This is a genomic window from Microbulbifer mixtoriginis (SeqCode), assembly GCF_052467515.1.
Genome location: NZ_CP174314.1, coordinates 2,436,346 through 2,461,862, shown reverse-complemented (window position 1 = coordinate 2,461,862; position 25,517 = coordinate 2,436,346). Strand labels below are relative to the sequence as shown.

Annotated in this window: 18 protein-coding genes; 12 read left to right on the top strand and 6 right to left on the bottom strand. The window is 47.3% G+C overall.

What is annotated here, in order from left to right; translation table 11 throughout:
* The first annotated feature begins 320 nt into the window (after nt 1-320).
* A complete protein-coding gene (locus tag ACJJIT_RS10425) occupies nt 321-2,291 on the top strand; it encodes a hypothetical protein (RefSeq protein ID WP_444898317.1) in 1,971 nt (656 codons plus the stop codon).
* 125 nt (nt 2,292-2,416) lie between these two features.
* Here the strand turns inward: ACJJIT_RS10425 and ACJJIT_RS10420 are convergent, their stop codons facing one another.
* Entirely contained in the window at nt 2,417-3,601 is a 1,185-nt protein-coding gene (locus ACJJIT_RS10420; RefSeq protein WP_444898316.1) for a serine hydrolase domain-containing protein, read from the bottom strand.
* A 128-nt stretch (nt 3,602-3,729) separates the two neighbouring features.
* Between ACJJIT_RS10420 and ACJJIT_RS10415 the strand changes: the two genes are divergently transcribed.
* Complete coding sequence (locus ACJJIT_RS10415) at nt 3,730-4,197, top strand: hypothetical protein (RefSeq protein ID WP_444885117.1); 468 nt, start codon at nt 3,730-3,732, stop codon at nt 4,195-4,197.
* A 265-nt stretch (nt 4,198-4,462) separates the two neighbouring features.
* On the opposite strand, the gene ACJJIT_RS10410 is transcribed toward ACJJIT_RS10415, so the two are convergent.
* From ACJJIT_RS10410 to ACJJIT_RS10395, 4 genes are all read right to left on the bottom strand, one after another.
* The gene (locus tag ACJJIT_RS10410) at nt 4,463-5,848 is read right to left on the bottom strand and encodes an L-serine ammonia-lyase (RefSeq protein WP_444886050.1); all 1,386 of its coding nucleotides are present in this window, start codon (nt 5,846-5,848) and stop codon (nt 4,463-4,465) included.
* A gap of 187 nt (nt 5,849-6,035) precedes the next feature.
* Nucleotides 6,036-7,013, bottom strand: a complete 978-nt coding sequence (gene cmoB / locus ACJJIT_RS10405) for a tRNA 5-methoxyuridine(34)/uridine 5-oxyacetic acid(34) synthase CmoB (RefSeq protein ID WP_444898315.1) — start codon at nt 7,011-7,013, stop codon at nt 6,036-6,038.
* A gap of 6 nt (nt 7,014-7,019) precedes the next feature.
* A complete protein-coding gene (cmoA, locus tag ACJJIT_RS10400) occupies nt 7,020-7,763 on the bottom strand; it encodes a carboxy-S-adenosyl-L-methionine synthase CmoA (RefSeq protein WP_252085733.1) in 744 nt (247 codons plus the stop codon).
* A gap of 122 nt (nt 7,764-7,885) precedes the next feature.
* The gene (locus tag ACJJIT_RS10395) at nt 7,886-10,795 is read right to left on the bottom strand and encodes an insulinase family protein (RefSeq protein WP_444898314.1); all 2,910 of its coding nucleotides are present in this window, start codon (nt 10,793-10,795) and stop codon (nt 7,886-7,888) included.
* Nucleotides 10,796-10,970: 175 nt separating this feature from the next.
* On the opposite strand from ACJJIT_RS10395, the gene ACJJIT_RS10390 reads away from it, so the two are divergent.
* From ACJJIT_RS10390 to ACJJIT_RS10380, 3 genes are read left to right on the top strand one after another with little or no spacing between them, the layout of a single operon-like run.
* Nucleotides 10,971-11,699 (top strand): DUF599 domain-containing protein, encoded by a 729-nt coding sequence (locus tag ACJJIT_RS10390; protein WP_252085735.1) that lies wholly within the window; start codon nt 10,971-10,973, stop codon nt 11,697-11,699.
* The gene (locus tag ACJJIT_RS10385) at nt 11,689-12,018 is read left to right on the top strand and encodes a MazG-like family protein (RefSeq protein WP_444898313.1); all 330 of its coding nucleotides are present in this window, start codon (nt 11,689-11,691) and stop codon (nt 12,016-12,018) included. The genes ACJJIT_RS10390 and ACJJIT_RS10385 overlap by 11 nt, the downstream gene beginning before the upstream one ends.
* On the top strand, nt 12,015-12,812 hold the full coding sequence (locus ACJJIT_RS10380; RefSeq protein WP_444898312.1) for a methyltransferase: 798 nt from the start codon (nt 12,015-12,017) through the stop codon (nt 12,810-12,812). Before ACJJIT_RS10385 ends, ACJJIT_RS10380 begins: the two co-directional genes overlap by 4 nt.
* 24 nt (nt 12,813-12,836) lie before the next feature.
* Here ACJJIT_RS10380 and ACJJIT_RS10375 read toward each other — a convergent pair whose 3' ends face one another.
* Complete coding sequence (locus ACJJIT_RS10375) at nt 12,837-13,364, bottom strand: molecular chaperone DnaJ (RefSeq protein WP_444885110.1); 528 nt, start codon at nt 13,362-13,364, stop codon at nt 12,837-12,839.
* Between the two features lie 174 nt (nt 13,365-13,538).
* Here ACJJIT_RS10375 and msrA point away from each other — a divergent pair, with 174 nt between their 5' ends.
* From msrA to ACJJIT_RS10340, 7 genes are all read left to right on the top strand, one after another.
* The gene (gene msrA, locus ACJJIT_RS10370) at nt 13,539-14,162 is read left to right on the top strand and encodes a peptide-methionine (S)-S-oxide reductase MsrA (RefSeq protein WP_444898311.1); all 624 of its coding nucleotides are present in this window, start codon (nt 13,539-13,541) and stop codon (nt 14,160-14,162) included.
* A gap of 623 nt (nt 14,163-14,785) precedes the next feature.
* On the top strand, nt 14,786-15,265 hold the full coding sequence (locus ACJJIT_RS10365; RefSeq protein ID WP_444898310.1) for a YopT-type cysteine protease domain-containing protein: 480 nt from the start codon (nt 14,786-14,788) through the stop codon (nt 15,263-15,265).
* A 1,842-nt stretch (nt 15,266-17,107) separates the two neighbouring features.
* Entirely contained in the window at nt 17,108-17,764 is a 657-nt protein-coding gene (locus ACJJIT_RS10360) for a hypothetical protein (RefSeq protein WP_444898309.1), read from the top strand.
* 783 nt (nt 17,765-18,547) lie between these two features.
* On the top strand, nt 18,548-20,305 hold the full coding sequence (locus ACJJIT_RS10355) for a histidine kinase (RefSeq protein ID WP_444898308.1): 1,758 nt from the start codon (nt 18,548-18,550) through the stop codon (nt 20,303-20,305).
* Nucleotides 20,306-21,439: 1,134 nt separating this feature from the next.
* A complete protein-coding gene (locus tag ACJJIT_RS10350; protein WP_444897016.1) occupies nt 21,440-21,670 on the top strand; it encodes a hypothetical protein in 231 nt (76 codons plus the stop codon).
* 751 nt (nt 21,671-22,421) lie between these two features.
* Entirely contained in the window at nt 22,422-24,308 is a 1,887-nt protein-coding gene (locus ACJJIT_RS10345) for a VCBS domain-containing protein (RefSeq protein ID WP_444898307.1), read from the top strand.
* 50 nt (nt 24,309-24,358) lie between these two features.
* Nucleotides 24,359-24,622: a hypothetical protein gene (locus ACJJIT_RS10340; RefSeq protein ID WP_444898306.1), complete on the top strand. Its 264-nt coding sequence runs from the start codon at nt 24,359-24,361 to the stop codon at nt 24,620-24,622.
* The last annotated feature ends 895 nt before the right edge of the window (nt 24,623-25,517 follow it).

Below are 25,517 nucleotides of genomic sequence, written 5' to 3'. Positions count from 1 at the left end.
CAGTTTTTTTGCGGAAGCAGGTGATCGGCTGTCATCAATAAGCAATTCGGGAGTGCTCATACTGAATAATATCACCCATTTTTAATAGAGCTTTATGAATGTAGAGCACGCTTCTAACGCAATTTGTATATAGGTGACAAATATCGTCAGAAAGGCACCGATATAGGCAGGCTTTAGTTTCTTCATTTTTTTAAATGCGACACAGAAAATTATTCACGAAAAAATAAAATTCTTTTCGTATTTTCATTTCGTGACTCATTGGAACTTAATTCTTAATCCTTACCTAACACACAAATCAAAAAATAAGATTTCAGGCGATTATGGACAAGTTATTTAGCAAGAAACTATTGGTGCTGGCATTAACTGCAGCTTTGGCTGCGTGTAGCGGCGGAGGGGGCGGTTCTTCAGACTCTGAACCTGAGACACCAGCTGTGGGTGATGGTGGCAGTAATAATGGTGGTGATCAGGGTGGCGATAACCAAGGAGGTGATAGTGGTTCCGGCGATACTGGGAGCGATACGCCCCTTCCCGATAATGATCCCTCAACGGTAACGGTTGGAGACGTTTCTACTTCCGATCTGGGGTTTGCCACTATAACTGCTACAGATATCACCCTGCCTGATGCAATGGTAAACGCCCAAGAAGTTTACCAGCTTGCACACTATATTGGCCGAACAGATAGTGAGCAAGATGAAGAAAATATCGACATCCCTATTCGTAGCTATACGGCAACTTGCGCTACGGATACTGATAAGCCGCGGATGTTCGTATCCACTACATTATCAGAAGGGTTAAAAGCTTCTGATCCAACATACGGTTCTGTTTACGAGCTGCAGTATAACCCTGAAACCTCAAGCTTCGATCAAACGGGTAATACCACAATCCTTAAACAGTGCTATGAAACCCATGGTATTACTGCAAGTGCAGATTGCTCTAGAGTCGCTGTTTTATGCAACACCGAATATAAAGCCAGTGAGCGCTATGATATTAAGAAAGACATAGTGGAAGAGCATGGCACTAGCAAAATGAAGATTAACGAGGATAACCTCGCTAGTGTTGCCGGTACTGATAATGAGAAAAAGTACAATGATCAGATTTGGTTAATGGAGTGGGATGACAAACCCTTATCTGAAAAACCGGATGCTTACGTCGTTAACAAAATGCATGGCGGCACCCACTTAGGCACCCAAGAGCTTATATATGTTGAGAATGACAGCAAAGGGCGTACAAATTATGCTTTTTCAGTCACTGCACGTGTACTCTCAAGTGGTTCTCATTATTCAGCGGGATTAACCGTGATTGATCGGGATGATTGGTCCTTAACAATGACGGGAGATGATCGTAGAGGCTGGGATTGGTTATGTGGGCATGGGCACGTACTTAATATCCGGGCTTTCTATAACCCTGGAAATGAAATGTTTGGGGCGCTTTGCACCAGTGATGGAAATAAATACCACCCTTCACCTGGCTTGAATGCAATTGCGATCAAAATGGAAGATGATGGCTCATCCATCTTGGAAGGCACCTATAATCACGTCGTTCCTACAACAAGTGCAATGATTTCGAATGGGGGAGGGCACACAGTCGTTCCGGTAGATGCTAATACCAATCTCTCAGTGGTTGTTTCGCCGAAGTACATCGAAGATGAGGATATGGATAGGTTCTTACAGGATACACTCGGTATTGATACCAGTGGAGATGGCCCCTTTGATGATCAATGTGCTGCTAAGGCCAATAAGAATTGCTTCTTCTCGTATCTCGAAGAGATCGAATATGATGAGGGTAACTATTCACTGATGCCAAGGCAAGGGCTCTATTCTGGCGGCGCCCTGGATGAATCATCCTTAACTCGTGTAGGTATTGCTAAGGTTGATTGGGAAGGTAATATTGAGGGAGTTGGCATCAATTGGTTGGCGGAAGATTCCGACTGCCAAATTAGTGACCCCCAGCTCGTCGACTTGAAGAATGGCCGCTACTTGTTTGGTTATGCACAGTTCCAGTGTATTTCCGATAACCTTCCCTACAATCGCAGTTACAACAAGAAAGGCGAGGCTATGCGTATGTTGGTACCTAAAGCCTACTATGTGATGGAGATTGACGCAGACCTCAATGTACTTGAAGGGCCAGTAAAACTCACCGATTATGGATGGGGTGGATTGGATGAGCCGATGTATCTAGGTAACGGCAAAGTGGCCTGGAACTATATCAAGAATCCTACCTTTGAGAATTATATCGGCGGTCAGCAAAACGTGTGGCAAGCGATTGTTTACCACTCTAAAAGTGTGAACTAATCCAGCTATTCATCTTTATACGGGGGTAGGCTTGCCTACCCTCGCAATTTCTGATGCTTATAATTGCACCGCTTTAGTGAGTTTAAAATAATTAAAGGCTCAAGTCTTATCTATTCAATGTGATTTTAACGTTCCACTGCAGTCTTAGTATTACATCTTTCAACTACATCATAGATTTTTTTAGATAGCTCTTTAAGCATATTAATCTGAGGTCTTTCTGCATTCCTGTTGGTGAGAATGACAAGTGCAAGCCCTGTTTCAGGAGCAACATAAGCAGCCGTGTACACCCCAATATTGCCACCCCAATGGCTTAAATAGGAGCGCTTTTTGTAGTTATAGCTATTCCATGCAACAAGTTGACTTTCCAGATGGTCTGGAATGCCACTCATGGAGCGCTCAGCAAACATCTCTTGAAGCACCTTTTGGGAGGAAATAGTCTCCCTCATAAATACACCTGAATTAGCAACCGCACCAAAGAATTTTGTCAAATCTGATACTGTTGAGCGCAACATTCCTGCCGGATATCCGGGAGTACTACTTTGTGCAATTGCGACTAGCTGGCCATCAGAAAGGGTTTGATAAGGCGTTGCGACTTCTAACCCAGACGTATCTGCTATAGTCCAGAAAGTATGATCCATTCCCAGTGGCTCAAAGAAGTTTTTCTGAGTCCAATCTTTTAAATTCAATCCAGATTGTTGCTCGGCCCAGTTGCCCAACAAGTTGTAGCCCATATTGCTGTAGCTCCATTGCTCCCCGGGCGGGGATTTCAGGAAAGACTTATCTGCTGAATAATATTTGCCGCTCTCTAGAAGGACATCTTCCAGCAGCTCGGAAAGCTTCATTGCTGAATCTTGCCCGGGTGTTCTGAAATCCACCTCATAATACATACCATCCTTTATGCTGGATGTATGTGTAAGCAATTGGAGTAGGGTGATTTCCTTTGAGGGGTGATGGGGGTTCGCTAGGAGAGAGCCTGGTCCAAGGGCCACAGAACTTTCTAGTTCGAGCAAGTGCTTATCAGCAATCTCCATTACCGCCAAAGCTGTGATTGGCTTGGTTACTGAGGCAATCTGGAAAATAGTGGAGGGAGTAACCGGTGTTTTGTGTAACTTGTCAGCAAAGCCAAAACCTTCTTCATACACCAATTCTCCGTCTAACGCTGCTCCTATCGCTATCCCCGGTATATCGGCCTCAACTCTAAGAGCTTCAATATCCTTTGAAAGGTCTTGTAACTGAACAGAGCAGTTTGTTTGAGCTAGCGCTCCCCAAGACTGTAAGAAAAGAGTGAAGATGATCCATTTTGTCCGCATTACTATCCTCCATAAATATATTTATAAACATGTTTATAAATATATTTGAAGGTTATGGTAGAATCAAGCATCAATACTCTGCTAATGAGCCCCAAATTAATTTGAAAGATGGATGAGAGTTGTCTTTTATGAGCCCTGAGAATTACTTTATTGGCAAGACTGCGGAGACTATCTCTACTCTTATCACCAAGCAGTGCGAGATAATTCTCACGAGAAATGGTGTGCAAGTTCCGGTTAAATCTTGCTCAATCATCGTGACTTTGCATCGATTGGATGGATTGTCATTGAATGAAATTGCTCGTGAGACAGACTCCTCCCCTCAGCTTATTAAGCAGAAACTTCCGAAGTTACTTAAGCTCTCACTCATTAAGCATGAAGATGACTCAAGTGATAAGCGAAGGAGGCTTTTCTTTCTGACAGATAAAGGAAAGCTGCAGGTAGAGAAAATACTTGAAACATTTCAGGAGTTAGAGCGTTCACTGGATAGGCTCAATAAACATCTGGGGTTCAGCCTTCCCGAAAAGCTCGAGGAAATAAAACGGGCACTTACTGAAGTTCCACTTCATTCAGATGGCGAGCATTCTATTAAACAATAATTTGCCTTTGAGGAAGGTGAATTATGGAGTAATAACACCTTTGCTCAATAATGTTCATGGTTTATGAAGCTACTAAGAGAGTGCGGAGTAAACAACTGATAGGGGACATGAGACATTCCAACAATACCGTGGTTCTAAGGTTCCAATTGAATAGTTCTCGATAGTGATCCTGCCTTAATGACAAGAGATGAGCATGTTTAGGGTGTGCATTTTTGAAAGGGCAAGCTTGCCGAGGCCAAACCCAGCCCCGGCATAAAGAAGCCCATCAGCAGTTAACGGCGTTAACCGCCAGCCCGCCCAGAGAAGTCTCTTTGTATTTACTCTGCATATCGATACCGGTCTGGCGCATGGTTTCGATCACGCTATCTAGCGGTACGATATGGGAGCCGTCACCGCGTAGGGCCAGGCGTGCGCCGTTGATGGCTTTTACCGCGCCCATGGTGTTGCGTTCGATACAGGGCACTTGCACCAGGCCGCCGATGGGATCGCAGGTGAGGCCCAGGTTGTGCTCCATGCCAATCTCGGCAGCGTTTTCGATTTGCTGATTACTGCCGCCTTCCACGGCGGCCAGGCCTGCGGAGGCCATGGAACAGGCTACGCCGATCTCACCCTGGCAGCCCACTTCGGCGGCGGAGATAGAGGCATTTTTCTTAAATAGCATGCCGATGGCGCCGGCAGTGAGCATAAATTTCACCACCTGCTCTTTGAGTTCTCCGTGTACTTTCGGATCGTGCACAAATTCCACGTAATAGGCGATCACTGCGGGAATAACACCGGCGGCCCCGTTGGTGGGAGCGGTAACGATACGTCCGCGAGCAGCATTTTCTTCATTCACTGCAAGCGCGAACAAACTCACCCAGTCGAGGATGGCGAGGCCGCGATTGCGCTCTTCTGCTGTTTGCTTGCTCAACTCCTGATAGAGCTCGGCGGCTCGGCGGCGTACTTTCAGGCCGCCGGGCAGAATTCCTTTTTGTTGGCAGCCTCGCTCTATGGAGGCTTTCATCACTTTCCAGATATTCCACAGGCGGTCTTTGACTTCCTGCTCGCTGCGAAATGCTTTTTCGTTTTCCATGGCCAACTCGGCAATGGTCCAGTCGTGCTGATCGCAGATCTTCATCAGCTGTTCGGCACTACTGAAATCGTAAGGCAGCAGCGTGGCAATTTCTTCTTTGTGAGCGAAGTCTTCTTCTGAGAGAACAAAGCCGCCGCCGATGGAAAAATAACTGCGCTCGAATAGCAGTTCTTCGCCGCAATAGGCTTGGCAGGTCATGCCGTTGGAGTGTTGCGGTAGGAACTCTTCCATATGAAAGAGCAGGTCGCGATCGCGAACAAATTCTATTTTGTGGTCACCATTAAGTGTCAGCGCTTGTTCGCTGTGAATGGCGGCCATCTTTTCATCGATACTATCGACATTGATGGTATCGGGGGTTTGGCCAAGCAGTCCCATCAGTACCGCCATATCGGTGCCGTGGCCGATTCCGGTCAGGGCCAGGGAACCGTAAAGGTGTACTTGAATACGGTCGGTTCTTGCGAGTTGGTCGCGGTCGCGCAGGTCCTGAACAAATTGGCGGGCGGCGACCATTGGGCCCACCGTATGGGAGCTAGAGGGGCCTACGCCAATTTTAAACAGTTCAAATACGCTAATACTCATATAAATTCTCTGCGCTGGGCCGCAGACAGTCGCGGCCTTCCCTTAAGGATATAGTTGCACCATTTGGGGGCGCACTTTGCCCTACAAGGCGCAACAATCAAGATGGCAGTCGCTATTCCGTACAAAATTCTATTTGTTACGGCTTTTGCGGAATTTATGAGTTTCCAGATTGTGGCTGTGAAACAAGCTATGGCGCTTCCGCGACCAAAACAGCCCGTTTGGGCGCGGGGTGACCTTCTACTGTTTTGTCCGGTGATTGCGGATCGAGAAAGTCGGCCAGTGATTCAAAGTGCATCCAGTCGGTGCGCCGCTGTTCCTCCAGGCTGGTGATATTCAAGTCTACTGTCCTAGGATTACGAAAACCGCACTTTCGCAGCCAACTTTCCAGGGTGGCGCAGCTGGGAAAGAACCATACATTGCGCATTTTAGCGTAGCGGCCCTCTGGTACCAGGCAATCCCCGAGCCCGCCATCAATCACTAAGGTCTCCAGCACCAGTTGTCCACCAGGGCGCAGGGTCTCGCGCAACTCGCGCAGGTGGTCCATCGGCGAGCGGCGGTGGTAGAGCACACCCATTGAAAAGGTGGTATCGAAAGCGCGCAGATTTGCGGGCAGGGCTTCGATGCCGAGTGGCAGCAGGTCTACCGGCTGTTCGTCGCCGAGATATTTTTTCAGGGCGTAAAACTGCGCGACGAATTTTGCCGAGGGATCTATGCCGATCACCCGCCGGGCCCCAGCGCCATAGGCGCGCCAACAGTGGTAGCCGTTGCCGCAGCCAACATCCAGTACCAGTCTGTTTTTCATAGGCGCGAGGTGCGGCAGCACCCGGTCCCACTTCCAATCGGAGCGCCACTCGGTATCGATAGGCAGGCCGAATATTTCCCAGGGGCCTTTGCGCCAGGGGTGTAGTTTTCTCAGTTCCTGTTCCAGTCGCTGCAATTGCTGAGGCGAGGCGTCGCTGGCCTTGCCGATACGCACGCTATTGCTGAGCTCGATGCTGGAGGGAGCGATATCCGGTAGGGCTTCGACAGCTGCGCGCCAGTCGGGCAGGTCGCCCCAGCGATGAGGGCTAAGGTTTTCGGCTACCTGTTGAGGAAGCTGAGCCAGCCAGCTGCGCAGCTCTGGGATATGTTGCAAGCCTTGGTAGAGTTGGGTGTAGTCAATCACGGGTACTTACTTATCGGGGCTGCCTTTGATGGCGATCAGGGAGGCAAAGTTAAAACATTGGAACCAGACATCGACGCTAGTGAAGCCGACGCTCTTAAGGCGAGAGCGGTGGGTGTCTAAGGTCTCTGGAATCAGCACATTTTCTAAAGCGGAACGTTTCTGTGCAATTTCCAGTGCGCTGTAGCCATTGGCGGCCTTGAAAGAGTGGTGTAACTCAATCATCAGTTCATTGTGGTCTTTATCGGCGAAGTCCACTTTCTCGGAAATAATCAGGATGCCGCCGGGGCGCAGTCCCTGCTGGATTTTGCGCAGGATTTCCTCGCGCTCCTCAACCGGAATAAATTGCAGGGTGAAATTCAGTACCACAACGGAGGCGTTTTCAATCGCTACGTTTTGCAGGTTGTCGCAAATGAGTTGCACGGGTACTTCACCGCTATCCGCTTCGAGTACAGTGCGCGCCTGGGATACCATCGCTTCGGAATTATCTACGGCAATGATTTCGCAGTCTGCTGCGGGAATACGGTGGCGCATGGCCAGGGTGGCGGCACACAGTGAGCTGCCCAGGTCATAACAACGGCTGCCCGCCTGGGCATAGCGTTCCGCGAGGGTGCCGATCATGGCCACAATGGTGGTGTAGCCGGGCACGGAGCGCTTGATCATGTCCGGGAAGACTTGCACCACCTGCCGATCAAATTCAAAGCCGGCCACCTGGCCCAGTGGGTTTGCGTAGATATTATCTTGTTTGCTCATCGGGACTTCGCTTAGGGATCACGGCATGGATCCAGGAGAAATGATTACTGCCGAGTACTATTTGTCTGCAAACGGGTAAAACCGGCGCCCCGGCAGCTAATACTGCCGGGGGCCTGCCTCGCTTACAGTTTTTCTTCTTGCAGGTTGAGCTTCGCAGCCGCTTCACTGCCCTGGGGGCCGGTGACAATCGCGGTGCTGGCTTTGGACGGTTCCAGGTAAGTGGCACCAACGCGCTGCAGGTCTTGCAAAGTAACTTCGGTTACCCGCTTGCGGAACTGTTGGCGTACTTCGTGGCTGCGTCCATAGAGGCCTGAGTGGAAATTCTTTTTGGCTTCACCGGCGGGTGAGCCGGGTTTATCCAGGCCACCGATTACACCAAGGATGGACTCCTCGACTTGCTCTTCTTTGTGCTTGCCTTCGGCCAGCCACTGCAGGGAGGCATCGAAGTCCTCTAGGGTTTCTCCCATACGCGGATCGCGATAAGAGTAAAAGCGGAACACCCCGATATTGCTGTCGTGCCCGGCACCACCACCGTAGGCGCCGCCCTGTTCGCGAATCGTGCGGTGCAGGAAGCCATTGCGCAGGAAACCGCTCAATACGGACAGCGGCGCGGCATCCGGGTGCGACATGGGTACGGTGGCGTAGGCTTTGGAGCAGAAATTCACCTGGCTGTTGGCCACCCAGAGCTCCTGTACCCGTCTGCGCTCGAAAGGCGCGTCCGGATTGGCCGCAGCCGTGCTGGATGAAGAGATAAGTGGTGCCAGTGCCTGGCTGAAGTCACTGAGTTTTTCCTCTTCGCCTATAAGCAAGAACTGGCGCGGGGCGGCGAGGATCTTGTTGTGGATTGCCTGGAAGTGCGCAGAAAGTTGCTGCAGGCCATCTTTCTCATCGAGTCCTTTGACCATGGCTCTCAGGTTGCGCAGGCCAAGCAGTCCGCCGCTGGCATGGCTCTCCCAGGCTGCGCGATTATAACCGGCACTTGCCGCCGCCATGGCGAGAGCATGGCCGTTGCCGACAACACCCTGTTCGCGGCGCGCCAGGGTCTGTTGCAATAACTCTTTGATACGGGCGTGCTCATCGAAGCGCACCTGTGCCATAGTGGCCTGCATCAACTCGGTGAGTTCACCCTGGTTTCGAGAGAGTGCCTTGCCGGAGAGAATAAAGTGGCCGGACAAGTGATCGAGGTTGTCGATGGCGGTGCGGCTGCTGGTGAAACCGTGCAGGGCACCGGCGACACGGGTCTGCCACTGCTGGACTTCCAGGTAGTCTTTATCGGCGAGGCCAACCTCACTCAATACCTGGCAGTAGTAGGGCAGTAGCGCCTTTTCCTCTTCGCTAAATTCGGGCAGGGCGCACACCATTTGTTGGTAAACCAGACCATTGGTGCCAGCGCTGTAGCGGGTGAGTTTTTGTTCGCCGATCTCAGTGATTTCACCCTCGACATCGGGCATTTCTGCGGGAATATCTTCTACCCCCACTTTGGGCAGGATGGAGGCATCGTCTTCGCGATTCTGGCGGTCCGTGAGGGCCTTGGCAGTTTCGACTATTTGCGCTTTTTCCTGCTCGCTAAGGCGCGCTTTGATCTGTGCCAACTGCGCCTTTTCCGCCTGCTCTTTACGCCCGGCCAGTTTATCGTCCGGGCTCATTACCAGGCGCACGCGGTGCTGGTTTTCCAGTAGGAGTTCGCGCGCTTTATTGGCGATAAACATCGGGTCTTTGATCTGATCGCGCAATTTTTCCAGGGTAGCGTCGATATTCAGCAGGCCAACCGCATCACCGCGGTGAGTGGCGCCGGTGAGTGCGGTAAGGATTAGCTGCAGGCCATAGGGGTAGCCATCGCCTCCAATTTCGCGCTGCTGCAGTTCCAACTGATGCAGACTGGCAGCTACTTGCTCGTAGGGGATGCCTTTCTCGGCAACTTCTTCCAATACGGCGAGCACTTGTTTTTCCAGCTCGTCGGCGCGCTCGTGCTCGCTGCCTTCAATGCCACAGACAAATACCAGCTCCCGCTGGGAATCGTCCAGCCCGATAAGGGGGGAGGGGGAGGTGCCGAGGTCAGTGGTCTCGAGCAGTTTCATCAGTGGGGAGGCGCTGTTATCCAGCAGCACGCCGGCGAGCAGGTGTGCAGTGAGTGCCTCTTCCAGATCGGTAACGTCGCCGAGTAGCCAGCTCAGAACGATATGGGTTTTTTCTTCCAGTGCTTCACCACTAAGCGGGTAGTGTTCTTCCACCTTGAGCGGGGCGTGATAGCGGTCTTCGCGGCCCACTTCGATCGTCTTGTCCAGCTTCTCAAATTTGTGCAGCGCTTTTTCTTCGAAAGCTGCCTGGTGTTCGGCGGCGGAAATATCGCCGAAAGTCATAAAAATGGCGTTGCTGGGGTGGTAGTGACTGCGGTAGAAATCTACCAATTCTTCATAACTGAGTTTGGGGATATCTGTAGGCTCGCCACCGGAGTTGAAGTGGTAAGTTGTGGTGGGGAACAGATATTTACTCAGGGTGTGCCAAAGCTGCGAGCTGACCGAACTCATGGCGCCCTTCATTTCATTGAACACCACGCCTTTGTATACCAGCTCGCTGCTGGTGTTTTCAGTTTCGGCGAATTCCAGGCGGTGCCCTTCCTGGGCAAAATCCAGTGGGTCCAGTGTGGCGAAAAATACCGCATCCAGGTAGACATCGAGAAGGTTATTGAAATCCTTGCGATTCTGGCTGGCAAAGGGGTAGGCGGTCCAGTCTGAGCTGGTGAAGGCATTCATAAAGGTGTTGAGTGAACGCCGAATCATCATAAAGAAAGGGTCGCGCACCGGGTATTTGTCACTGCCGCACAGTGCGGTGTGCTCGAGAATATGGGCCACACCGGTGGAATCGTGGGGCACAGTGCGCAGTGCCACCAGGAAAACATTTTCCGCATTGTCTGCGGCAATGTGCAGGTGTTGGGCACCGGTGGTGGTGTGGCGGTATTCCTCGACACGTACGCCGAGGGAATCGATATCTGCGCTGGTAACCAGTTCAAATGCAGGATGTGAGTTGTTCAAAAGACAGCTCCCTGGAGTTATAGAAAATTTTCTGGCCGACCTCTGCTGCCGGCGAAAGGGCGCTATTCTACCGCTTGCACACACCGGAAAGACAGTGTTGACAAGGATGTCAGCAAGGCGAAGACTTCACCTACCGAAGCCCCGGCATAAATGTAGACGAACAGGGAGATAGAGGTTGTCCTGGTTGGATATCGCCAGCGTCACTGGCTTTTTAATCACATGGGTCGGTTACACCGTCTTTGCACGCAAGAAAGCCAAAGAGACTTGGTGTCTCACATCATCATTGCAGTGGTACCGGGTGGAGTGGATGCTGCGCATGCTCGATCGGGATATGCGTATGGCAGATACCGCAATCCTCAGTAACCTGGAGCGGGTGATTGGTTTTTTTGCCTCCACTAGTATTCTAATTTTGGCGGGCCTGGTGACGGCCTTGACGGCGAATAAAGCTGCCATCGAAGTACTCACCAGCTTGCCTTTTGCCGAGCCCACCACGGTTGAGCAGTTCGAACTAAAAGTGATGCTGCTTATCCTGATTTTTATTTTCGCCTTTTTCAATTTCACCTGGTCCCTGCGCCAATACTCGTTTGCCAATGTGTTGATTGGAGCCGCACCTCCGCCGGAAGCGGGTGAACTGTCGGAGGATGAGCGCCTTCGTTTTGCTATCAGTACCGCTAAAGTGATCGACCACGCCGGGCACAGTTATAACTACGGCCTGCGCTCCTATTACTTTTCCATGTCGGTGCTGGGCTGGTTTATCCATCCGCTGCTGTTTATTGCCGGTTACCTTTTTGTGGTTTGTGTTTTGTATCGGCGGGAATTTATGTCCCGCGCACTCAACTCGATTTTGGCGGCGCGGGAGGGCGGCCTGGAGCGACAGCAGAGGAAGAAGTTCAGTGGAAAATAGTGAAATTGTGGCGGCTTTTGACAAGATAGCCAAGCTGCGGGGCTGGGAGCAACTACATACTGCAAAGAACCTGGGGGTGGCACTTTCGGTAGAGGTGGCCGAGTTGAATCGGCATTTTCAATGGTGCGAAGACGCGGATATTCATTCGCTGATGCAGAGTGAGAATGCTAAAGAAGTTGCTGCAGAGCTGGCGGATATCCAAATGTACCTGTGTAAGTTGGCAGAGGTGCTGGGGGTGAATATGGATTTAGCGCTGCGCGATAAGGTTGCGGAAAACGAGCGCCGCGCGATAGAAGTTTTAAATGGTGGGGCTCCATGAGTGAGGCAGGATTCAGCGACAGGAACTTTGACGACCTGGCGCATCGATTTCGCGATCGTATTTATGGCGGCCTCAAGGGGGATATCCGTCTGGCGGTGCTGAATCGGGATTTAGCTGCGATCGTCAGCCGGGAGTCGCGCACCTTAAAAATCGTGGATGCAGGTGGTGGCCAGGGGCACTTTGCCATGGACCTGGCTGCTGCGGGGCATCAGGTGTACTTGGCAGATATTTCGGCGCAAATGCTGGAGCACGCTGCCGCTGAAGTTGAGGTGAGACATTTACAAAAGCGGGTAACCCTTTTGCATAAGCCCCTACAGGCGTTGGCGCAGATGAAAGCGTTGCAGGGCGCGGACCTTGTGATTTGCCATGCAGTGCTTGAATGGCTGGAGGAGCCACGCTTGGCCTTACAGCAGCTACACCGTTTGCTCAAGCCGGGTGGCCATTTGTCCCTCACTTTTTACAATCGGCGCGCGCTGGAATTTCGCTTGTTGCAGCGTGGCAGTTTTCGCCAGCTGGAGCGCAATATCGATGAAGACTATTGGGGTGGGCACCCCGGGAGCCTGACACCACAAAACCCACTGCTATTGGAGTGGGTGAGCGATTGGCTGCAGGAGGCCGATTTTGAGGTGACCTGCCACAGCGGTATTCGTTGCTTTCACGATTTTATGACGCCTGCTATTCGTGACAAGTTACCCGCTGCGGCAATCGTACAAAAAGAATTGGAGTATTCTCAGACCGATCCTTATCGCCAGTTGGCGCGCTATGTTCACCTCTTGTGTCGAGTAGCAGAATAACCTTGCCCTGATAAAGAGTTGCGATCAGAGCGTATTCAGCAGCAGTTCTTTGGCCGCATTTACTCGTGAGGCTAGATAGTCGTTGCCGCCGCGATCCGGGTGTAGTTTTTGAATAAGCTTGCGGTGAGCGCCGATAATTTCATCGCGTCCGGCATTGGCGCCAACGCCTAGAATTCGTCGCGCTTCGTGTTCACTCAGAGGCGGCCCTTGGTCAGCCTGGGCGGCTTTTTGTTCCTGATGGGGTTCCTGTTCTTGTTGTTGGCTTTGATTTTGTCGATTGCGCGCATAACGCTCGAACAAGGGGGCCAGCCAGGGCATTAAACGAGTGAGTTGATTGAGCAGGCGGCCCAGCACCGGTAGGATCAGCAGAACCATGGCACCGACCCAGTGCAGCCTTCCGCTGACGGCTAGTAACACTACGATGACTGCTGCACCCAGTAGGGTGATAAAGAAAATCTGCTTGCGCCTATCGCCTTTAGAGCTGGACTTGATTTTCTGCCAGGCATACCAGATGCCGAGTAAGATCAGTATTAGAAGAATTAAACGTGCCAATGGCGGCTCCTTAGGTTCTGCACTTGCCAAGTTTGTGCCCAGGGCTTAAATATCTTTTCGATCCCATGGATTGTCAGGTTAACATGGCTCGCCTCAAGCCTTTCCAATCTCTGGGCGGAATGAGGGCTTGTGGCTATCCTGTTTGAAGAAAATTTCAGCACTTGAGATAACAGTATGCAATACGACAAATTCCAGATCCCGGATGCGGATCAGATTTTGCCCGGCCGACCACAGCCGATGGAAATCACCGGTATCCATCATGTCAACGGCAATTCAATCCAGGAGCCATTCCCCGAAGGCATGGAAGTCGCAATTTTTGGCATGGGGTGTTTCTGGGGTGCAGAGAAACAGTTTTGGGACATTGACGGTGTCTATGCCACTGCGGTGGGTTACTCGGATGGCGCCACTGAAAACCCGAACTACGATGAAGTCTGCACCGGCCGTACCGGGCACGCGGAGGTGGTGAAAGTAATCTTTGATCCCAAAAAGGTGAGCTACGCAGAACTCCTACGAATCTTTTGGGATCACCATGACCCAACCCAGGGTATGCGCCAGGGTAACGATATCGGCTCCCAGTACCGTTCCTGTGTTTTCTGCCTGAACGAAGGCCAGAAACAGGAGGCGGAAGCGAGCAGGGCGGCTGTGCAGGAAGCGCTGGATGCTAAAGATCGAGGTTCGATCACCACTGAGATCAGCATGGCCCAACCGTTCTACTATGCCGAGGAATACCACCAGCAGTATATGGCTAAGAATGAAGACGCTGTTTGCCCAATTCTTCGCAACCCAATGCACGACTGAGAATTGATAGATTACAGAAGCAGGTGGCGCGGTGAGTACTGCCTGCTTTTGTGATGCTTGGCACAGTTACTTTCCCGTCACTTTTCTTTCCCCACCTACCTTCACCAAGTTAGTTTTCCTGCATTTGGATGTATACAAGTTTTGGCCAAAGTCTAAAAAATTAAGCCTGCAATCTAAAGTTATCTGTGCTCTCGGCGCGTAAAGTCTTATCTCTAGGTTAGCGTAGAGAGTGCCTTGGAACGCTGCATTACTTGATGTAGCGGTGGCTTAAAAATAGGAACAGGTTACAAGTTTCGCTTTAGCCGCGTACTTAGGCACAGAGACATAGTAATGAAATACGATAGTAGGTTTAAGGAGAGATAATGTGGGTAAATAGAATTGCGAGAGCACATAGAGGGGTTAAAACCTGGGGATTTTCGCAAAGTTCACCTCGGAGCTGGGTGCACTATGCCAAGTATGGTCCGCGTGGAATATGTGCCGCGCTCAGTGCGCACTGGATCAAGACTCATGCGGTAGATGATAAAAGCCTACCAGACAAGCTTGGATTAACTCCATGCTCTATAACTCTAGGTCGAATAAGATATCCCACTTATAGATCGCTTAATACAGGTGAATTAGTCAAGGTGGCAAAGGATTTTCATTTTTGGACTAACGGGGGAGGTAGGCAGAGGGATAATATCGATAATTGGTTAATTCACAATGGTCTTACTAAGGCGAATGAGTATTGCACTAGTTGGGCAGATTTAGCCCTACAAGACCTTGCACCAATAGTACCGGGCAATCCGCAGCCACCTGCGAACCCCATTCCACCGGTTAATAGATGTCTTGTAAATGCATTTGGACGCTTTCAAGAAACCTATGGATATGTTTCTATTAGTTCACGGCGTGCCGGACATGCAATAGCTGTTTGGATCGCGGATGAGCGTATCCCCACTGAGGTTGGTGCTCTGTTCTTTGACCCAAACTATGGTGAATACCGCTTCCCATCAAAAAATGATTTTCTAGATTTTTTTGATGCTTTTTATCGCCATGCTTATTTGTCACGTTGGCAAGCTTACTCGGGTCAATGGAATATTAATGCTTACAAGGTAAGCGCTTGGTAATAATTTTTAGTTTTGAGTTAGTAGTGTTGAGTTTCAGGTAATGAAATGGCAAGAATAAATCTGATTTAATCGCGACTTGTTGAGGGTGAGTTCACTGGTGTGCACAATAGTCGATCCAGCTGTCGGGATAGGAGGCCGGCAACTTGCCCGCCGTTACCGATAGAAATTAATTTAGGTGTAATGGGTCGCCACTGCTGTAAGTCCGCTAAATGTAATCACAATCCGTAGAGATATTGTGAGATTATTTAAAGGTTCCCTCGGTTATCAGGGGCTCTTGGAGGCCGGTCCCCTTAACTTAACTTTAATTACCCTATGTCTAAAAGCGCCTAAAACCTAAAAATATTTATCCAATACTCAATGGGACTGACTTTGTAAATGGCAATACCATCAAAGAGCCATTATATGGCTAAGAGTGACGATGCGGTTTGCCCTATTCTTCGCAACCCAATGTACGACTAAAAATTGTTAGATTGCAGAAGCCGGCGGCGCGTTGAATGCTGCCTGTTTTGTGCTGAGCAGAGCTCCCCCTCATCGATTTTCTTTTTTTCTGCATTCTCTAAGTTTATTTCCCGTTATTGGGCTGTCTTCAACTTGTGTCCAAGATTTAGAAACTAGCGCTCAGATCATTGAGTCGATTATGGGGTCTAGGGCATAACAGTGCACCTGGTTGTGGCTGCTTGACCTGGGGAGCTTCAAATTGCGATTAGCTTGAGGCAAAGGTGGTAAAGGAGAGGCTCATCTTACCTTAATTGCAAATCCAGGCTTTAGCGCGAAAGCAGCATGACGAAGCTTGTGATGACATCGGTACCCAGCACCCAGGCTATCTAGGCCCATAGGATACTTCATTATGCCGGATTGCTAAGGAAACCTAATTAATAGTTATGCGCAGTTGCCTCATGATCGGATGTATTCAATCAAAATACCACATTACTGTGGAGGAACTTCTGAAGGACCGTGTATTACTATTGCATCCAATAACTAATATTCTATTGATGCACATCCTAACTGTCCAGGAAGCAAGGCATCGAAGTAAATTAGGGGGATATGAATATGAGCAATATTGAACATTAACGAGATGGGGGACACTTAAAAGCGGACATCTGAAACAAAATGATAACTATGTGCGTTTTGGTATAACTAGTTTATAGGAATTCTGCCTGTTCTCATTATTTGGTGATTATCTATGGATTTGTTGGGGGTCTTCAGATGTATCTGGACGAATGCCCCGTATTTTACAATAACGATCATGCTTATTGGGGGGTAAGGATATGGTGGATTATTATCCGAAACCAAGGAATTAAAAACTAAAGCCCATAAAATAAAGCATTTAGAGGTGCCTCAAGATAAAATATAGAAATTATTAGCATCATAAGAAGAAGTGAAAATAATGGGTGTAAATTCAGTTGGTAGCACAAGAGCAACAAGTGGAGCGCCTCAGCATAAAAATAACACACAAGGTAAGCGATCCGCTGAGCGTAATACATGTCGAAAAAGATTAATCGAAGCGCGCAGGGCCGATCTCTGCGGCCGAATTTTTACTAGATTCTGTGGCAGAAAACAAACTGATCACGCCCCAAAGCCGTCCGTCCGAATCAAATAAAGACTAAGTCACTAAGCCTAGTGGCCCATGCGGTTAATTGTGTAACTAATAGCTTTATAGTTGTAAAAATTAGACATCAGTAATACGCATAAAGAAATAAAATATATTTTCTCAAGTTACATTACTTTCCGCATGGACCACTAGGGGACATAAAACCTACGGTTATGTCCACATTAATTTACAAAAGTCCTCACCGTGCAGCCTTATTACTTACACATGTGAGTTCCGATCAACAGAATGGCATGATTGAACAGCTAGATCCAGGCCAGCAAATGAAGTTACTTGGAGGCTGTCGGGACTCAGGAATGGATAAGCTCGCGGACAAGCTTTGTCAAAATTTGAACAACAGTCAAATTTTTGATGGATATCTAAACGCAACCGATGGAAAGTACCTGAGACGGAAATATACATGCTTTATTCATAGGATTAAATCCGATAACAATCTATTTTTTGGGCTCGTACCATATCGTTTTGATGGCTCAGTAGCACTGATGTCTGTGATGATCCATAAGCAAAACCTTGCGCTCGCTGCAATTTTATCTACCCAGCTGAAACCTGAACAGCAACATAATATTTTCAAACAATTATTTCCTGATCGGCATTTGAAGCTGTTGGTAAACCTTCGAAGTAATAACTTGGGTGCATTAGCAGATATGTTGTACGGAGAAATGAGCTATAAAGAAAAGGAATCTCTGATACACTTCAATGCAGTTTTACTGGACAAAGGGAAGCTTGGTGAAAACTGCGCACATGAGGTGAAAGACTTCTATAGTAGGCTCGGTGGTGAAGCACAAGAAAAAATATTGGATGATATTAGGGTGCTGCATACAGGAAAGGGTGCGAACGAAGATTATTATCGGACAAGAGGGGATATGCTGCTAAATTTTTTAGGTGCATAAATTCAGAAAGTAATAGCTGATACCTAAGCTTTGAAATTTTCATTTTAGCTAATATTGACTCTAATAATTAAGGGGGTAGGCATCTGTAGATGAAATATCGCAGATGCTCCTTTCCCCTAGAAGCTGTTTCATAACTTCTTTAGCGTAATTAACATGCAGGGAATATGGAAAAAACTCTGTAAGAAGATAACTATCGATCCTATTGACGACTAAACTGTAGTAGTTCAGATTTGGTCTGAACTAATCCAATTGATGCTTACTACCATATCTCCAACAGTCAGTCAGCCGTTTGACAAAATGCCGCATCAGTAGCACTGTCTGTTTACTGTGATTATGCTGATTCAGCGGTGTGCTGTCTTGTGGCCCAGGTGGGATCTGACTAACAATAAACCCGTTGGTCCCTCATCTTTGTGATTGCGACAGTCATTTTTCATGCGCTAATTTTATATCGCCGTCGCAGCGTTGAAGAAAAACACTTTCTACCCGGTGGGGCAGAATCAGCCTGGGTTCACTACTCCACTCTCATTGCCACAATTGCTGCCCTGTACCTGTTCTGCTGGTTTTCCGTAAGCAATACCCGGACTGGGAATTGCGCCTGTGTGCACCCAACTCCTCGGATCATCATCTTGACAGGTACATTGAACCTAAGACCCCTCTGCTCAGTGCCCTCTTATTAGTTTTGTGACTCTGTGACCTATAAAAAATGCCCAAATCCTAAAGAAACAGCACGGGCGATATGAATAATTGAGCTGTTGTATTAAAAAGCGTAGAGATCCTATCACCATGCCCCCGCAGTCCATTAAAGCCATCTTTATAATAACTATCCTCTCCCTCCTTACTGCTTGCAGCAGTGGAGGGTCCGGTAGCAACGAGAGTAACAACGAAGAGACACCTGCCGTAGAAGAGACACCCGATATTCCTAATCCACCACAGGATTTCACCCTAAGCTTTGAGCCCGTTAAGTTGTTCCGCTTTAGTTGGACCGATACCGGTAACGCCAGCCATTACCATTTACTGGAAAACTCAGATGGGCTATCTGGGTTTACTCCTGTCGCAGAGCATATTCCCCAGGGGAGTGAAACCATAACGCTAGAAGTGCCGCTCTACGCGCGGGCAAATGCTCAGTACCTACTACAAGCTTGTAACGGGGAGGGTGAATTGGAGCAGTGCAGTGACTCAGACCTTATCTCAGTGAGCGACGCATTGGTTGCTGCCATTGGCTACCTCAAGATCGATGATACCGAAGAGCTCTTCTCTGTCAGCCTCAGTGGTGATGGCCACACCCTGGCCGTAGCTAATCACAGTGAAAATGCAGTCTTCCTGTTTATCAGAGAGGGGGGGGTGTGGGTGCAGGATGCCAATCTCAAAGGCAATAATACTGAAGAGGGTGACGAATTCGGGAGCTCTATCAGTCTCAGTGCCGATGGTCAAACTCTGGCTGTTGGTGCTCATTTTGAGGGTAGCAGCGCCCAAGGTATCAATGGCGATCAACACAACAATGATGCCCCAATTGCTGGGGCGGCTTACGTGTTTGTACGAGAAGCCAATACCTGGCAACAGCAAGCCTATCTCAAGGGTAGTAATACTGAAGAGGGTGACGCTTTCGGGAGCTCTATCAGTCTCAGTGCCGATGGCCAAACTCTGGCTATTGGTGCTGTTTCTGAGAGCAGCAGCGCCCAAGGTATCAATGGCGATCAACATAACAATGATGCCCCAATTGCTGGGGCAGCTTACGTATTTGTACGAGAGGCCAATATCTGGCAGCAGCAAGCCTATCTTAAGGGCAGCAATACTGAAGAGCGTGATGAATTCGGGAGCTCTATCAGCCTCAGTGCCGATGGCCAAACCCTGGCTGTTGGTGCTGTTTCTGAGAACAGCAGCGCCCAGGGTATCAATGGCGATCAACACAACAATGATGCCCCATTTGCTGGGGCAGCTTACGTATTTGTACGAGAGGCCAATATCTGGCAGCAGCAAGCCTATATCAAGGGCAGCAATACTGAACAGGATGACTTTTTCGGAATGGCTATCAGCCTCAGTGCCGATGGCCAAACTCTGGCTGTCGGTGCTGATCTTGAGGACAGCAGCGCCCAAGGTATCAATGGTAATCAACACAGCAATGATGCTATAAGCTCTGGCGCAGCTTACGTGTTTGTTCGAGAGGCCAATATCTGGCAGCAGCAAGCCTATCTCAAGGGCAGCAATACTGAACAGGGTGATCATTTCGGGTTCCCTATCAGTCTCAGTGCCGATGGCCAAACTCTGGCTGTTGGCGCTATTTTTGAGGGCAGCAGTGCCCAAGGTATCAATGGTGATCAACACAATAATGGTGCTATAAGCTCTGGTGCAGCTTACATGTTTGCACGGCAGGCCAATACCTGGCAGCAGCAGGCTTATCTCAAGAGTAGCAATACTGAGCAGGGTGACTCTTTCGGAACGACTATCAGCCTCAGTGGCGATGGGCAAACGCTGGCTGTTAGCGCATATGAATACCCAGTAGACCCGGATGGATCCTCAGCGATAGAGATCTATACTTACTAATTATTTTTGCTCGCGACTCTAATACCCCCTCACATTAAAGCGGGGGGGGATTAGCATGCGACAGACAGTTGTATGATTATTAACAGGTTACTGGTATTCTTAATACTTACAGTTTTCAGAAAGGTATAGGAGCAATCCCATATGCACATCCCCTCCGCCGTGCTGTTTATACTCGAGGGTACCTCTAAAAAATCACATCCTCATTTTTTCGCTCAACAGCCGCGTCGCTGAAGTGGTGGACTGGCCTTGAGTCTGCCTTCGCTAGCTCCCCTTTAATATTTCTATAAAGAGTTCTCGCCAGGCGTTCACCCGATACGCTGAAATGCCAACCAAAATCCGGGCCTATCGCATTTGGACTCTACAACCTATGAAAATGCCCGAAAGCATAAAGTCATTATGGTATCCGGGGTTAGTGGGTCACTTCATAAGCTACATTTAAAAGCCAAGAGACTCCAGCACTATACCCCCGCAATCCATTCTGGTGTTGACTCTAGTAATCACAAAGAGGAACCTGCCGTATCAAGCATACCCAGTACGCCACAGGATCCCGCCCTAAGTTTTGAAACCATTAAACTGTTTTGCTTTAATTAAATTGATACCTGCAATGACACAAATTGTTGGTTTCGGATAATAAGAGTAATTGGTAAGAGTGGGCTCAGTTGGTAGAGCCGGAATCTATCTCAATCAAGTGAAAGAAAATGATGAGCTGCTACCAACGGAGCGAGATCGAACGATGCCAGATTTACAGTTTTAGAACATCCATGCATTCTTAGAAAACAATAGCAAAACCGTTAGAGAGGTATCTCGCAATGATCGACTAAAAGCTGCAGTGTAATACTTAGGATATCGCCCGGGACAAGAACATAAGCTTGCAGCGCTAAGACGCTAGCAAGTGTATAAAGCACAGAGGGTGACTGATGGCATGTGGAAACAAATAGAGGCCCTAACTCAGACCACAGCAAGTCGTAAGCTATATGAAGAGGTGTACGGGGTTGTCGTTACACGGTGAGATGATCTACCAACAAATTTATTTAGATCGGAAAATTATGAAGCTAATACAAGCACCTTAGGATTGCATCAAAGTCCCATGGCAAGTGCTACGATAGGTGTGATCGACGCGGTTAATTACTGACTATGCCTGAACGCAAGACACTATTTACTGTTATTGTTACATTGATATGTAAACAATCAGACTTGCTGGCTGAAGCAGCGATTAGTCGCAAGGTAAGTTTCGAAGATAAAATCAAAACGATTACCTTTGATAGTAGTCTCGAATTCGCTGAACAAGAAACAATTGTAGATTGCTTAGAAGTAGATATTTTACTTTGTTCACCCATATTTATCTTGGTAGAGAAGAATCAGTGAGAATACAAACGGCTTGGAGCGAAAATATTTCCCAAAGGATGCCGGTTTTAATAAGGTGATGGCCGAGCAGGATCAATTTGTAATGGATCTTTTGAACAGTAGATCAGGAGCGAGTAAAAGAGGATGGCCGTCAAATGAATTATTTGCCAGGCCACATGGTGATCCACTTGTGGAATAAAGAATCGTAGTTATTCCTTGGAATAAAAATTAATCATCGTGTAAAGATTTTTCCATATTGTCTAGATGGTGGTTATGTAAATAAAAATGTGGAAAAGTAGACCAATGTAAATAAGCTGGAGTATTCCCTGGTTAAATAACATGAGTCGATAAACTTATTGTGTGGCGGTTGTGGAATATATAATCGAATAAGTTCGAATATATGAGGGGGGTGTTGGATTCCGGCGAGGGTGTCGATAACTGAATAAAGTTCACAAAAGTAAGAAAAAATACCAAATACCCGTTAATAAAGACCAATTCCTAAAATTATCAGACCAAAAAATAATGAAAATAATGGGTTATGTAAAATAATGACGCCTTCACCATTTGACATCAGGTATAAGCATTTAATCAATATACGTCGAATGAGTGGTTGTATACGCAATATAAGGGTTGTATATAGATGGTTAATTGTTCTATCTGAAGTTTTTATTTCTATGACACCCGCAGTATTTACTTACTGATAGGTTTATGTTTATAGAAAATAATGTAGGACAAAGCCAAACAATCCTAGAGATAGTACTTTGGAGAATATGTGAAAAATATACGAGAGATTGCCGTTAGCATTTTGTTGTCTGTTCTTATAGCCTCATGTGGAGGTGGTGGGGGAAGCTCAGGCCAAGCTACCGATGAAAGTTCTGCTGGAAGTGGCAATAACTCAGGAGGTGGCAATAACTCAGGAGGTGGCAATAACTCAGGAAGTGGCAATAACTCAGGAGGTGGCAATAACTCAGGAGGTGGTAGTAACTCTGGAGGCGGAGGTTCGTATCAAATAACAGGTGGAACCGGTAGAATTTCAGAAAATATCGAAGAGAAAATATCTGGAAAGCTCATCAGTGATACAAATAGCGGCCTTCAATTCGCTCAAGGCAGTTTTCAGGGAGCATATGGGGAGATTGAAGTAAGTATAGATGGGAGTTGGGTGTATGTACTTGATGAGGCTCTATCAGATCCAATTAAGGGAGAGGAAGTTGTCAGAGATAATTTTGTTATAGGTATTGACTCAAGTAGTGAAACAACACCTATTACGATTACTATTGTAGGTTTTGATGATCCATACGAATTTAACGTAGAGTCTCCAATTGGTACATTAGTCGTTGGCGATACAGAGTACTTATCTGGAACAGTAACTATTACTGATGTCGACGGAAATGCCCCAACATTTACTGAAGATACCATTGATGGTGAATATGGTGAATTTAGTGTAGATAAGAATGGTGACTGGGAGTACCGCCTTAATGATGGAGTTGAAAATATTGCCTCAGGAGAGTCAGCTACTGAAACGATAAGTCTGTCATTAAGCGATAATACTTCTCAGGTAGTATTGCTTTCTATTAATACGATAAAGGTAAAGGAAAGTAGTATTGTATTTGTTTACATGGAGTTCGATGGCAATTCATCCTTAGATAGTCTCGGTATATCTGATTTGGCTAATAGTGTTTTTAATAACCCAAATTCAATGAATAGAGTGTATTATTATAACTCTTTAGGTCAGCATAATTTTGTACGGCATCGTGTTAATGATAGCTCTCTAGATAATTATTGCTATGGAACCTCTGGCCAGGAAAACTCATCAATTGATTGTGTAATCTACAATGTGCCCGATGAAATAAATGGCGACATGCTCAGCTACCAGGAGTTACTCGATAGACAACACCTTGGTGGTCGATATACAGATAAAGGTATGACCTTTCGAGATGAAGCTGACGAATGGGCCAGAGAAAATTTATTAGATGAAAATAATGAACCTCTGGATTTAACAAAATGGGACCATCGAGTATATCTTTATCCGATATCTATATTTGGTGCGGCTGGAGTGGCCGCAACTTGGGGGAACTGGTCGTTTGTAGGGTTAGAGGGCGGGCCAGTTGCAGCCTTAGCCACTATTAAGCATGAGGTGGGTCATAACTTTGGACTAGGCCATGCAAATTTTGATGAGAATAACGATGGAAATCTTGAAAGTTATTATGGGGGAAGAGGAATAATGGGCTTAGGGTGGTCTAACCTATTTGGGAGTGGCCAGCGTGAATTTTTAGGGTGGTATGAGCAATTCCCTGAGTATACAAAGGTAGTCACACCATATCTGGGTGGATTACAAGAAATAGAAATTCAGTCAATTTATCTTGGTCCCGGAGAGCTTTCAAAAAATCTTCCTCAGCAAGTAAAAATAGGAGGTGAAGGTCATAGTCATGGAAAAGAATATTATTATGTTAACTATCATGCTTCCCACCCCATAATGAATCCCTACCAAATTGAGGATGAGTTATTTATCAGCTATGCTGATGGTGGGGCATATAATGATGTGGCGATTGTAAAGGTCGGTGAGTCTTTCACAGACTCCAGGAATGGCCTGTCTATTAAATTTGAATCGGTGGACGCTATGAGAAAGTTTGCAAAATTTACTGTAAAATATAGTAATTAATTTTTAAATACAGATCTTTTTTGGTGTAAATTATGTTTAGAATACTACTGATGGCGATTTCAATTTTTTTGTCGGTGAGTGTCACGGCTGAAGATTTTATAGTCGGAAAGCTAGAGGAAGTCACTGTAGAAGATAAAAGCTTTAGTAAGGTTGAGCATCTTTTTTTGATTAAAGATGAGGTTTCTGGAAACTATTTTTTCTTAGATAAGAAGAAAATAAAAGGCCTTAGTGTGAAGCACGGAGATCGTATAAGTATTGATGCTGAATATGAGGGTTCTCAGATTGTTGAGGTTAGACATATTAGTTTGCTATGAAGTATATCATTAGGTACGAAATGTATATAAAGTAGAGATTGATGATTAGATTTAATCAATCATGCTAATATATTGCTGGAAGTCGGTAAGCTGCTTTCTACGCTCGATTATAAGTCGGTATAAGATCGGCTTCCAGTTTTGGATAAAATTATCGACTTTTCGATATATTCCCTGCATTGAAGGTTCATTAGGTGGTTGAAATTTATGTGTTTTTAGTTTATCCGATCATGCTGTTGTGGCGCTTTAGTATATTCGTTGTATAAGTTAATTTATGAATCCCGTACGGATTTCCAAACAGAATATAAAAGTTTGGCTAGTGTACTGCTCTTGGACTTGCTAGTCTGTGGGTAATTGCTGCCTCAATTCTCAGCAGAGAGTGGCTTATTCCCGGAGCTATTTTTTAGACCAGCGGCAACCGCCTCGAAGTCTGTCGATGAATCCTACCCCAGTTTATACTTGATGCGAATCAACGTGATGTAAGATATTCTCCTGCAGTCGCTACGGAAAATACCTTCAACTCGATGAATACTACACGAACAACCAGAATTTAACATCCACTGTTCCTCTGAGATATAAGATCAGAGGGACCCTCTGGCCTTCCATATTGACGCTTAGTGCTTTTTGGGGCAGCGTGAAGCGCAATTTCTTTGAGATGGATAACTGCGGACTTCCAATCCAGAGGATGTGTGTGCCGACCTATCTCGACTTCATAAGCAGCTTAGTACCCTATAGCGCAAAATCTGCAGAAATATAGATCCACAGTTTCCTCATGGGTATTGACGATATTGCGGGTGCATACTGAGCCAAAATCCGGTTATCGATCTGTGTTAGATGGGTTGGCCCTGTATTAACAAGTTGACTTTTAAATTATCCGGTTTGACAGTAGAGACCACTT

Excerpts from the sequence above, each read along its gene's own strand:
- ACJJIT_RS10425 (WP_444898317.1), top strand. The coding sequence starts at position 321 with ATGGACAAGTTATTTAGCAAGAAACTATTGGTGCTGGCATTAACTGCA.
- ACJJIT_RS10355 (WP_444898308.1), top strand. The coding sequence starts at position 18,548 with ATGCCCCCGCAGTCCATTAAAGCCATCTTTATAATAACTATCCTCTCC.
- ACJJIT_RS10380 (WP_444898312.1), top strand. The coding sequence starts at position 12,015 with ATGAGTGAGGCAGGATTCAGCGACAGGAACTTTGACGACCTGGCGCAT.
- ACJJIT_RS10360 (WP_444898309.1), top strand. The coding sequence starts at position 17,108 with ATGATTGAACAGCTAGATCCAGGCCAGCAAATGAAGTTACTTGGAGGC.
- ACJJIT_RS10415 (WP_444885117.1), top strand. The coding sequence starts at position 3,730 with ATGAGCCCTGAGAATTACTTTATTGGCAAGACTGCGGAGACTATCTCT.
- ACJJIT_RS10340 (WP_444898306.1), top strand. The coding sequence starts at position 24,359 with ATGGCGATTTCAATTTTTTTGTCGGTGAGTGTCACGGCTGAAGATTTT.
- cmoA (WP_252085733.1), bottom strand. The coding sequence starts at position 7,763 with ATGAGCAAACAAGATAATATCTACGCAAACCCACTGGGCCAGGTGGCC.
- ACJJIT_RS10350 (WP_444897016.1), top strand. The coding sequence starts at position 21,440 with ATGCCTGAACGCAAGACACTATTTACTGTTATTGTTACATTGATATGT.
- msrA (WP_444898311.1), top strand. The coding sequence starts at position 13,539 with ATGCAATACGACAAATTCCAGATCCCGGATGCGGATCAGATTTTGCCC.
- ACJJIT_RS10420 (WP_444898316.1), bottom strand. The coding sequence starts at position 3,601 with ATGCGGACAAAATGGATCATCTTCACTCTTTTCTTACAGTCTTGGGGA.
- ACJJIT_RS10410 (WP_444886050.1), bottom strand. The coding sequence starts at position 5,848 with ATGAGTATTAGCGTATTTGAACTGTTTAAAATTGGCGTAGGCCCCTCT.